The sequence below is a fragment of the Kitasatospora sp. NPDC041917 genome (genome assembly GCF_055589745.1).
In genome coordinates, this window is the sequence record NZ_JBVJBI010000038.1 from 14,902 (window position 1) to 25,962 (window position 11,061).

Genomic DNA, 11,061 nt, shown 5'->3' on the forward strand with positions numbered 1-11,061 from the left:
CTCCGGCCGGGGGGACCCCCGTCGCTCACTCATGCGCGGATCTCCTTGAGGATCAACGTGTCGGGAAGATTCGGTGACAGCAGGGCGAGTTGGGCCGGACGGATGCCGCGGAACACCGTCACCACGCGGCCGGCCGGCAGCGGGCGGGTATCGGTGACCGCCGGGTTGAGGCGCAGCAGCTCCGCGACGGAGATGCCGTTGCGGGCGGCGATGTCGGTGAGGGTCTCCCCGTCGGGGTCCCGCACCCGGTAGCGCTGCTCGTCGAAGCGGGCGGGCCGGGCCGGGACGGTCGGCTGCGGCTGCGCGAGTTGCTCGGACAGGTGCTCCAGGCCCTCCGGGGTGAGGCTGCCGGGCACACCGGTGAAGGCGTCGACGTCGACCCGGTCCACGCCGGGGACGGCCTGGGCGACGGCGAGCACCTCGGACAGGTGGGCGCTCTGGCCGAGTTGGCGCCCGGCGTAGCCGAGGCGGTCGAGCAGGGCGCGGCGCAGCGCCGGCTCGACCAGGTCCCAGGAGTGGTCCGGGTCGACCTTCACGTTCACGGCGACGACCAGCAGGACGAGTTCGCGCAGCGCGACCTCGACCGGCAGCTTCGGGTCCCCGTACGCGGTGAGCGAGGAGTGCAGGGTGCGGATCAGGTCGGAGTCGGCGGTGAGCGGGATGTCGTCCACCCCGGCCACCGTGACGTGGACGAGCTCCCGCCGGCCGTCCGAGAGCCGGGTGGCGCCGGCGCGCCCGATGCCGGCCCGGGAGCGGGTGAAGTCCTCGTAGTCGGGAACCGAGACCAGCCGGTCGAGTGCCGTGACGGCGAGCGGGATGTTGCGCCTGGCCGGACCCGGGCCGTCCGGGCCGGCGCCGCCGGTGGCGGGCAGCGGGTTGACGACGGCGGAGACGCCGAGCGGGCGGGTGGTGAGCTGGGTGATCCGTCCGGCGCCGACGTTGCCCGACTCGCCGATGCCGATCCGGTAGCGGGCGCGGACGTTCTCCCGGCCGGTGGGCAGGCGCGAACCGTGCACGCCGTCGCCGAAGGTGACGGTGGTGCGGCCGTCGGCCGCCGTCGAGGTGACGTAGACCCGTTCGTCGGCGCCGCGCCCGGCGAGGCTGTCGACCTCGTGCCAGCGCACCCCGTCGACCCGGATCTCCAGGGTGCTGCGCGCGCCCCTGGGGGTGTCGGCGGCCAGCCAGGTGAGCGGCGACTGCCAGAGCGTGAAGCGCTGGCCGGGGACCCCGGCGTCGCCGCTGCCGACGGCCTCGTCGCGGGTGGCCCCCTGGGTGGCGCGGACCACGTTGCCGAGGACCTGGACGGTGTCGCGCCGGTAGCGGTGGGCCAGCGGGGCACTGAGCGTGATCGCGGTGCGGACGGTGTCCCCGGGCAGGCGCGGGTCGACGCTCTGCCCGACACCGGCGATCATGGCGAGTTCGGTGCCCCGGACCCCGGTGGTGTTCGGGATGTCGGTCCGCTCGCCGCCGACCGCGATCCATCGGCCGGGGGTCAGCCCGTCGTAGAGCCGGGCGAGTTCGATCCGGTCGCCGTGGACCTCCTCGGTGACGGGCTCGTCGGCGAGCCGCAGCGACTCGCCGCGGGCGTAGACGGTGGTGTCCCGGATGTCCGAGAGCTGGGTGTCCTTCTCGTCCAACCACGGCTGCTGCAGCGACAGTTCGGTCACCTTTCCGGTGATGCCGAAGTCGGCGCGGGAGATCACGCGCACGTCGGTCACCTGGGTGATGACCTCGGCGAGGTCGCGGCTGCCCGGGATGCCGCCGTCGATCCCCTTGCGCGGGCGCTGGATGACCACCCAACTGCCGGGCGCGATCTGGTCGTAGACGGCGTCGAGGGTGAGGACCGTGCCGGAGACCGGCTGCAGCTTGGTGGTGAACACCACCTCGACCGCGGGCGGCGACTCGTCGGTGGCGGTGTAGCGGTGGACCCGGACGTTCAGCTCGCCGGACTCGCCGGTCTTCTCCTGGCCCGGTTCGAGCTGGTAGTCGAGCGCGGGGCCGGGCCCGCCGTCCACCGTCACGTGGATGCGCCCGTCGGCCTGCGGGCGGGACACGAAGACGGTGCGTTCGGGCAGTTTGGCCAGGAACCTGGCGCTGACCCCGGCCTCCTGGTCGGGAGCGGGCACCGCGGCGCGCACGGCGGCGGCGTGCGGGTTCGGCGTCGGTGCCGGCGGCTCGGTGGTGACCACCTTGACCTGTCCGGGGCCGAGGGTGAAGGTGTGGTCCCACGGCAGCGAGAAGCCATCGTGCGTCAGGCTGCCGGCCTCGACGTACGTGAAGTCGGCGGTCCTCGGGACGGTGCCGGCGGTGTCGAAGCCGATCCGGACTCCGATCAGCGTGCTGCCGGCGAGCGGCCAGTCCACGTAGCGGTCGATCCGGCCGTCGTTGCCGTAGACGGGCTTGAGCGGCGCGGTGGCGCCGAACGGGGTGGCGACCACCCGCATCGCCTGGATCTCGTGCACGGCGAGCGGCACCGTCAGGTCGACCCGCCGCCAGGCGGGGTAGAGGCCGTCGCGCAGCCGGGGGTCGAGTGCGGACAGCAGCTGCACGCCGAGGTCCGAGCCGGACGCGAACAGGCGCTGCGGGTCGCGGGTGAGGTCCCGGGCGCTCAGCGGGGGCCGGGTGGGGGCGGTGCGCAGCGCCGCCAGCACCGAGCCGAGCCCGCGGACGGCCGGGTCGGCGGCTCCGGTGCCGGGAGGGTTCGGCCCGGGCTTGTCGGGGGCCTGCGGCGGCTCCAGCTGGTGGGCGCGGTCGCGCAGGCCGGACAGCTCCTCGCCGAGGCGTCCGAACCAGTCGGCCACCGGCTGCTGGGAGTGCGCCAGTTCGGCGGCCTCGGCCGCCCGGGCCATCACCGGGGTGAGCCGCTCGGCGAAGTCGGCCGGGGTGCTCAGCGGGCCGGACGGTCGGTCGAGGTCGGCGCGCAGCGGGGCCAGCACCTGGTCGTCGAAGTCCCGGATGATCCGGCTGTGCCCGGGCCTGGGATTCGGGGCGCCCTCGGAGACGGTGATCCGGTCCGCCAGTTCGGCGCGCAGGTCCTTGAGGGTGCGCAGGTCCCGGGGCAGCCCGATCACCGTGACGTCGTTCTCGCGGTCGAGCCGCACCTCGGGCACCAGCCGCATCACCCGGTGGACCGGGTCGGCGGCCTTGTCGGCGCTGAAGACGAACAGCAGCCGGTCGCCGGGCTTGATGTTGTTGGCGGTCCCGGCGGCGAACAGCTCGGCCCGCCCGCCGGGGTTCAGCTGTCCGGGTGTCAGCTGGTACGGGCGGCGGCGCAGCACGGCCAACTCGTTCCAGGCCGAGCGGGCGGCGAGGTCCTCGGCGGTCTCGAAGGACTGCGGGTCCTCGCCGGGGCCGGGGACGCTCTGGCTGCGGGCGCCGCGCGGGACGACCACGGTCGGGTCCTCGGCGGCCCGCGGGTCGTGGTCGAGGGTGTAGGCGAGGTAGGTGTCGGCGGCCACGCCGGGCCGGGGCCGGTGCCCGACGAGGCGGCCGAGCAGGGTGAGCGACTCCTCCTCGACGGCGGTGCGCAGGTAGCCCTCGTTGGCGATCCGCTCCGAGTAGAAGGTGAGCACGTCGGCGAGCACGGCCCAGGAGTCCAGCAGCGCGATCGCCGGGTCGTCCGGGGTGCGGACGGTCAGGTCGCGCAGCGCCGGGTAGGCGGGGCCGGACAGCCGAGCGAGCAGGCTGTCGAGGAACTCCCCGTAGCGGCCGACCCGGTAGCCGATGGCGTCCAGCCCGGGCGGGTTGAACAGCGGGGCCGGGGTCGCGGTGGCGGTGCCCGAGCAGCCGCAGGTGCACTGGCCGTTCATCGGCCGCCTCCGATCACGATCGAGAGCCGGCCGTTCTCCGGCCGGTCGGGGTCGTTGTCGCAGCCGGCGATCTCCAGCGCGCCGGGCCGCAGCAGCCCGTCGGCCAGCTCGCCGTCGTCCCGCCCGAACTGCCGCCGCAGCCGGGTGACCCGGGCGCTGACCACGCCCGGCACGGCGGCGGCGACGGCCACCAGCCGGGAGACCCGGACCGGCTCGCCGAAGCCCAGCGCGTCCGGGTGGAAGAAGCCGAGCCGGCCGTCCGGCAGGGCGCGGCTGCCCAGCACCCGGCGCAACTCGGCCAGCACGTGGCCGCGTTGGTAACCGGGGGCGGCGCAGACCTGCAGTTCGAGGTCGAGCGGTACCACCAGGGCGGGGCGGACGACCAGGTCGTGGCCGATCCGGCGGTACGCCTCCAGGCCGTCGCCGACCGCCGCCAGCAGGGCGGTGTCGGCGGTGGCCTGCCCGTACGGCTCGACGGCGACGTGGACCTCCTGGACGCTGCCGGTCCAGCGGAGTTCGGCGGCGGCCCGCCGGACGCCCGGCAGGGCTGCGGCCAGCTCCGCGTAGTCGGCGGCGGTGACGGCACGCAGCCGGGTGCGGCTCAGCGCGAGCGGGGCCGACTGCCGTACCTGGTCGAGGGGTTCGGGATCGGTGCCGCCGCTCGCGGGCATCGGGTTGCGGACCCGGAGCAGCGCGTCCTGCGGCGGTACGACGGTACTGCGCCCCCTCGCGTGGGGCGGCTGGTCCCGGCAGACCACCAGGTGGTTGATGGCCTCCGCGCCGACGTTGCCGGCCGTGCCGTTGCCGATCCGGTAGGCGACCCGCAACTCCGCGCCGGGCCGGGGCGGCTGACCGTGCCGCCCGTCGCCGAAGCGCAGCGCGAGGCGGCCGTCGTCCTCCGGCTCGCCGACGAAGTGCCGGTCGCGCGGGCCGTCCGAGAGCAGGTCCCGGCGGGGCGTCCACTCCTGGCCCCCGGCGGTGGCCCGGACGGCCGGCAGTGCGGCACGAGGGTCCTGGACGGCGATCCCGGACGCCGGGCCGGCCGACGCGGGGGAGTCGGGGTCGAGCCCGGAGGCGTAGCGGCCGCCCCAGCTCTGGATCACCTCCCAGACGCCGGGCCGCCGGAGCACCCCGCCGGCGCGGGCCCGGGCGGTGAGCACCTCGAGGCGGCGCAGCTTGGCGGCGAGCAGGCGGGTGCGGCGGGCCAGCAGTTCGCGCAGTCCGGCGGCGGGCCGCTCCGCGAGGCGCAGCTCCTGCACCAGCTGGGCCCCGAACAGCAGGGTCAGTTCGGCGAGTTCGGCTCGGGAGAGGGGGTGGCCGCAGTCCGCCCGGTGCCACATCTCCTCCAGCCGCTGCCGGACCCGTTCGGGGATGCCGGCGAGCAGGACGGCCTGCCGGGCGCAGACGTGTGCCCGGTCCGGGTAGGCGGCCGCCTGGGTGACCGGCGCGTAGCGCAGCACCGGGCGGAAGGGCTGCGGCAGGACGGGGTAGCGGGTCTGGTCGAGCAGCGTCTCCAGCGTCGCCGCCTGGGCGTCGGCGGTGGGCGGCTCGACCGCGGCGCCCTGGCCGTCCTCGCCCTCCGCGCTCGCGCCCGGCGCGAGCTGGATGCTCAGCCCGGCCCGCCGGACCGCCGCCTCGCCGAGCAGCGCGTACAGCTCGCGGACCTGTCGCGGGCCGAGCTGGCGGCCGGTCCTGGTCCGGTCGAGCAGTTCGTGGATCGCCTCCGCCGCGGGGCTGCCCCCGACGCGGTCCGCGCAGCCGGACCCACCCGGACCGCAGGACGCCACCCGGACCGGCTCCGGCGGCACCGTGAAGGTCTCCGGGGCTCCGCCGCAGAAGGTGAGCGAGCGGCCGTGGTCGACCAGCACGACGTTGCCGCGGGCGACGCTCACGTCGGGGATCGGGCCGCAGTCGCTCCCGCCGCGCGCGGACAGGCAGACCGGGAAGGTGAGCGCGTCCTCCGGCGCCCACTCGACCTCGACCACGGGCTGCTCGTACAGCTCGTCGACCAGGTGGGTGACCGAGGTGAGCCGGACGGCCTGGCGGTGCGCGGGGTCGGCGTCGGCGGCGGCGCCGGTGCGCGGGCCGAGCACCTCCTCGACGATCAGCAGGTCGCCGGGGCGCAGCGCCAGGCGCCGGGTGCGGTCCTCCGGCCGGTCGGCCTCGTGCCAGTCGTCGCGCAGGGTGGCGGAGGTCGCGCCCGTCGGCAGGACGCAGTCCTGGTCGCCCCAGGTCCAGAACCGGATGGTGTTGTGCGCGGGGTGCAGCACCAGGTCCGTTCCGCCGAGCGGCTCGAACACCTCGACCGCCGCGGTCCGGGTGAGCGCGTCCACCTGCTCGTCGGGGATCACCGTGGACAGTTCCGGGCGTTCCTGCGGGCCGAGCCGGCTGACGTCGACGGCGGCGAAGCGGAAGGTGCCGGGGTGGAGGGTGAGCGGGCGGTCCGTCGTCAGGGTGACGAACGCCCGGGCGTTGCAGCCGTCGTGCACGGCGTAGTCGATCAGCCGGACGTGCCGGCGCACCGACACCCGGCGCCGGGCCGTGTCGAGGTACGCCTCGGTGGCCACCGCGTCCTGCTGGTAGGAGAGCTGGTCGGCGGTGTAGGCGAGCAGCTCGACCAGGGTGACGCCGAGGTCGGGCAGGTGCCGCTCGGTCCAGCCGGGGGTGGTCAGGCTCATCCGGTCCAGCACGAGCCGCCGCAGGCTCTCGTAGTCGCGGGCGGTGTAGTCGATGACCGGGGCCGGTCGGACGGCGGGCGGGCAGTCCTCCTCGGTGCGGCAGTCGTAGGGGGAGGGGCACTCGGCGCCGAAGGAGAACCCGGTGCTCGCGTACCTCGGGTCGAAGCCCGGGTACGGGCGGGGGCCCGGCCGGCCGTAGGCGTCCGCCTCGACCACGGTCAGTCGGTAGCGGGAGGTGTCGCCGGTGCGGTCGAGGGTGACGTGCATCCGGTCGTCCAGCTCCGGGTCGTCCGCGCGCTCGATGTCGACCGCGACGACGCGCAGGCCGGTGATCCGCCGGCCGCCGTCGACGCGGATGTTCTCCGGGCCCAGCTCCTGCGGCGCCCGGCCGAGGAAGGTCACGCTCAGCGTGCGCCCGTCGTCCTCCAGCTCGGCGCCGTCCACGCCCAGCAGGTGCGCCGCGCGCACGTCGGCGCGCCGCAGTTCCGTCCCGCACCGTGCCGTCGGACGTTCGGATCGCCCGGTCATGCCGCCACCCCGCCCTCGAAGACGTCCTGCCGCTGGGTACCGGTCCGGCGCACGACGTACGCCAGCTCGACCCGCACCACGTTGTCCTCGCTCTCCACGTCGAGCGCGGCGACCTCGATGACGTCGCCGAGCCACCGCTGCAGCGCCGCCTGGACGGACAGTTGCAGGGTGGCCGCCAGCTCCGGGCTGTTCGGCGCGAAGACCAGGTCGAGCAGCCCGCAGCCGAAGTCCGGGTGCATGACCCGCTCGCCCGGGCTGGTGAACAGCAACTGCTCGATCAGGTCGCGCACGTGGTCGTCGTACGCCGCCTCGGCGGTGCGCCCGCGGCTGTCGATCCGGAACGGGAACGCGATGTCCGTCCGGGCCGGGCCGGGCAGCGGAGCCGTCGGCTGGGCGCCGGGCCCGTCGAACTGTGCGGTGCTCGTCGGGGTGCTCATACCCCCACCGCCCGCTGCTGGACGACGGTCACGACCGGCGGCCCCTGAGGGACCTGCTCGGCGCTCTGGCACAGCCCGACGGCGGACTGCGGCAGCGCGGGGGAGCCGTTCACCCGGATCCGGGCGGACGGCACCACCCAGCGGATCGTGACGCAGGGCTGGGGCTTGCCGGCCACGGTGAACGGGCAGCCGGTCACGGTGTACAGGTCGGCCGTGCTGGTGACGGCCTGGCCGGCGACCAGCACCCGGGCCTGGGCGGGCAGGGCCGTCGCCTGGGCGCCGTGCGGGCAGGTCACCGTCGCATTGACGTGCAGCAGATTTCCGGGCACGAGTCTCTCCCCCGTCAGGTCACGCTCAGGGCGTCCTGGTTGATGGAAACGGTGGCGCCGACGAGCGAGATCGAGGCGCCCTGGCCGTTGCTGATCCGGATGCCCGAGTCGTTGATCACGATCGAGGCCCCGCTCGGTGTGTGGAGGGTGATCCCCGTGGTCGGGTCGTCGGACAGCACGATCGCCCGCCGCCCGGTGGTCTCCAGCACCTGGTTCGGCACGCCCGGCGGGCCGGTCGTCGCCTCCACCGGCACCTCGGAGGCGGAGCCGTACCAGCAGCCCGTCCAGATCGGATAGCTCTGGTCGCCCTGCTCGAACTCCATCCACACGCCCGCCCCCACCGGCGGGACGGCGTAGTGCCCCATTCCCGGGCCGGCCACCGGGAAGCAGGGCATCGCCCAGGTCGACGCGACCTCGCCCAGCACGTCGGGCACCTGGGCCTGGATGCGGCCGATCCCGAGCGGGTCGACGTTGTTCACCACCGTCCCCCGGAACTTGCCGAGGTAGCGGGTCGGTTCGGCCATGTGGGCAACTCCTGCTGCAGCGTCAGGGGACGACGGTCGGCTGGAGGGCGATCAGGCCCTCGCGGGTCAGTGTGAAGTTCTGGGTGTACGAGCCGCGCTTGAGGTTGTGGGTGACGCTCTTGACGAAGTACAGGCCGTCGTAGGTGAGTCCGGCGCCGCGGACGCCGACCAGCTCGCGCGGCCGCAGCACGTGGCCGTACCGGACGACGTCGAGCTGGCCGGAGCCCGAGACGGCGTCCGCCGACTGCATCGCCTTGGCGATGGTCTCGGCGACGGCCTGGGAGCTGTCCTTCTTGGCGGTGTCGGCGATGACCTTCTTCTTCAGCGCCGGCGCGGGCCTGAGCGCGAGCGGCGGACGCAGGATGCTGACCTCCGGCACCGGCAGGACGGCGGACACCTTGGTCGCCGGGAACTGGACGCGGGCCTCCGGCTCCTCGCGGGCGGTCCCGTCGAAGGCGAAGGTGAGCTGGTCGACGTTCGACAGCGCGTCCATGTTCACGTTCAGCGCGTGCTGCGGCACACCGAGCCGGATCTCCGGGCCCCAGTAGCCGCGGCTCATCCCGGGGGCCGGGCCGGGGTCGAGGTAGAACACGTAACCGTTGGCCTTCGCCAGCTCGTTGACGTACCCGAGGTCGGTGCCCTTCTGGAAGTCGATCCGCCGGGTCGGCATCGGCGTCTGCGGCACCAGCTCGGGGATGACCAGCGGCACGATGCCGTACTGCCCGTACTTGGCGATGATCGCGGCCACCCGGGCCGCCGGGGACATCGCGGGGAACGGCACGCCGGCCTGCTCCTCCAGGTCCATCAGCACCGTCAGGTCCTCGCCGGTGACGGTGAGCGTGGACTGGCCGGGCTGGTTGCTGATGCCGACCTCCTGGCGGATGATCACACCGTCCATCAGCACGGTCGGGGTGCCCGTGACGGTCACCATCAGCACGACCCTGACCTTCGGGTCGAAGAAGCCGCCCGGCAGCAGCGCGGTGTTGATCAGACCGTGCTTCGACAGGTCGAAGGCCAGCTGGAACCCGCTGCGCTGCCCGGAGGCCACCGTGACCTGCGCCGACAGCAGCGCGTCGGTCACCGGCTGCGGCACCGGCACCGGGAGCTGCGGGCCCATCAGCAGGCTCAGGTGGATCGACCCGATCGGCCCGCCCCCCGTGACGGCCGAGGCGTCAGCCATTCCCCACCCCCGGCCCGGGCACCGCGCCGGGTAGCGCGATGGTGATCCGCCGGCCCGGGGTGGCGGTCAGCTCCCGCGGATCGAGGACCGGATTGGCGTCGGCGATCCGCCACCACCGGTCGGCGCTGCCGAGGTAGCGGTAGGCCAGCAGGTCGGGGCGGTCGCCGGCGCTGACGGTGTGCTCGGCGAGCGGGGTCAGGCCGTCCGCACTGGGCAACAACCGCCGCTTGAGGAAAGGGACGTGCCGCCCGTTCGGCTCGGTGTGCAAGACGACCGGGATGCCGTGGTACCGGCTGGTCAGCGGGTACGGCGAGGGCGCGGGCAGCGCGTTCGGCGGGTCGTTGACGGTCATCAGAACCCCCCTCCGAGGCCGAGCGCGCCCAGCCGGCCACCGGCCGCCGTGCCGACCAGCCGCTCCTTCTGCGCCAGGTGTGCGAGGTACAGCTCCGCCCCGCGGTGCCCGGTCGGCAGATCACTGACGGTCAGGACGCGCAGGCCGATCGCGACGGCGGCCCTGATCGGATTCAGCTCGATGTCGAACGCCTCCTCGGTGATGGTCAGTTCGGTCAGCCGCACCGGCAGGATCCGCTTCCCACCCCAGGTGAAGAGGGTCAGCGGGGCCTCGATCGGGGTGATCTCCAGCGTCCCGAGCGCGGCCAGCGCCTGATTGCTCCGCAGCTGCGCACTGGCCGGCTGCACCAGCAACTCCAAGGTGGCCAACTGCGGATGGATCCCGTTCGGCGCCGGCACCTCCAGCTGGTCGGTGGCGTCCAGCTCCGCCGTGAACTTCCACGTCTCCACGGCTGGACCCTTCAGCCGCAACGCCTCCGTCCGGTCCCCGCTCCCGTCGGCTCCTGCCACCTGCGGGGCGAGCGACCGCTCCAGGCTGTCGGGGTTGAACTGCAGCACGACGATCCGCTGCGGCGTCCCCCGCTGCGGATCGACGATGACCAGCCCGGCCCTGATGGGCTTGGGGGCGTCCATGTACGTCACGTCGCTGCCATCTCCTCAAGCACGGACCGGGCGATGTCGGCCACCTCCTCGTCCTGCTCTTCGTCCAGCAGTTCCTCCAACAGCGGCGCGTAGGCGGGCCACGGCTCGTACGTGATCGCCCACACCGCGTTCTTCCGGACCTCCGGCTGATCGCTCCGCAGAGCGCGGCGGACGCTCCGGAAGAATTCCTCGTCGAATTCCACCGGTGCTCCCAGCCCCAGACGCAGGACCTCCGCCGCGTAGGTGTCCGGATCCGCCTCGGGGTCGGCACTTCGGACGAGTTCGGGGAGCCGCCAGGTGTTCAGCGTGGACTCCGCGAGTTCCACCGTGCTCCGGATGACCTTCTCGTCCGAACCGGTGATCATCACATAGAAGAAACCGGAGAGGAGATCCTCGCAGTAGGTGAGGACGATGGCCGGGCCGACGTACCAGGAGATCTGGCGGGGCGTCCATTCCTCGGGGTCCGCGGGAATGTCGATGCGCCGCGGCCAGCCGATCAGCGCGGCCAGTTCCTCCACGGCGGATTCGTCGGCGTCGTCCCGCAGGACCAGCCGTCGGCTTCGGTCGAAAATCTCGGTCATCG

9 protein-coding genes are annotated in these 11,061 nt (G+C 74.0%); all 9 read right to left on the reverse strand.

Annotated features, from left to right (window positions below):
- Positions 1–29: 29 nt before the first annotated feature.
- From ACZ6EM_RS32020 to ACZ6EM_RS32060, 9 genes are read right to left on the reverse strand one after another with little or no spacing between them, the layout of a single operon-like run.
- Positions 30–3,809 carry a putative baseplate assembly protein gene (locus ACZ6EM_RS32020; RefSeq protein ID WP_465773872.1) on the reverse strand — a complete coding sequence of 1,260 codons (3,780 nt, stop codon included), beginning with the start codon at positions 3,807–3,809 and terminating at the stop codon, positions 30–32.
- The gene (locus ACZ6EM_RS32025; protein WP_465773873.1) at positions 3,806–7,015 is read right to left on the reverse strand and encodes a putative baseplate assembly protein; all 3,210 of its coding nucleotides are present in this window, start codon (positions 7,013–7,015) and stop codon (positions 3,806–3,808) included. The genes ACZ6EM_RS32020 and ACZ6EM_RS32025 overlap by 4 nt, the downstream gene beginning before the upstream one ends.
- Complete coding sequence (locus tag ACZ6EM_RS32030) at positions 7,012–7,452, reverse strand: GPW/gp25 family protein (RefSeq protein ID WP_401051361.1); 441 nt, start codon at positions 7,450–7,452, stop codon at positions 7,012–7,014. The genes ACZ6EM_RS32025 and ACZ6EM_RS32030 overlap by 4 nt, the downstream gene beginning before the upstream one ends.
- Positions 7,449–7,781: a hypothetical protein gene (locus ACZ6EM_RS32035; protein ID WP_359900772.1), complete on the reverse strand. Its 333-nt coding sequence runs from the start codon at positions 7,779–7,781 to the stop codon at positions 7,449–7,451. Before ACZ6EM_RS32035 ends, ACZ6EM_RS32030 begins: the two co-directional genes overlap by 4 nt.
- A 14-nt stretch (positions 7,782–7,795) precedes the next feature.
- The gene (locus ACZ6EM_RS32040) at positions 7,796–8,305 is read right to left on the reverse strand and encodes a phage baseplate assembly protein V (protein WP_401051365.1); all 510 of its coding nucleotides are present in this window, start codon (positions 8,303–8,305) and stop codon (positions 7,796–7,798) included.
- A 22-nt stretch (positions 8,306–8,327) separates the two neighbouring features.
- On the reverse strand, positions 8,328–9,485 hold the full coding sequence (locus ACZ6EM_RS32045) for a hypothetical protein (protein ID WP_452177744.1): 1,158 nt from the start codon (positions 9,483–9,485) through the stop codon (positions 8,328–8,330).
- Positions 9,478–9,837 carry a LysM peptidoglycan-binding domain-containing protein gene (locus ACZ6EM_RS32050; RefSeq protein ID WP_452177745.1) on the reverse strand — a complete coding sequence of 120 codons (360 nt, stop codon included), beginning with the start codon at positions 9,835–9,837 and terminating at the stop codon, positions 9,478–9,480. The genes ACZ6EM_RS32045 and ACZ6EM_RS32050 overlap by 8 nt, the downstream gene beginning before the upstream one ends.
- Entirely contained in the window at positions 9,837–10,469 is a 633-nt protein-coding gene (locus tag ACZ6EM_RS32055; RefSeq protein WP_380541228.1) for a hypothetical protein, read from the reverse strand. The genes ACZ6EM_RS32050 and ACZ6EM_RS32055 overlap by 1 nt, the downstream gene beginning before the upstream one ends.
- Positions 10,470–10,474: 5 nt before the next feature.
- On the reverse strand, positions 10,475–11,059 hold the full coding sequence (locus tag ACZ6EM_RS32060; RefSeq protein WP_401051372.1) for a hypothetical protein: 585 nt from the start codon (positions 11,057–11,059) through the stop codon (positions 10,475–10,477).
- Positions 11,060–11,061: the final 2 nt, after the last annotated feature.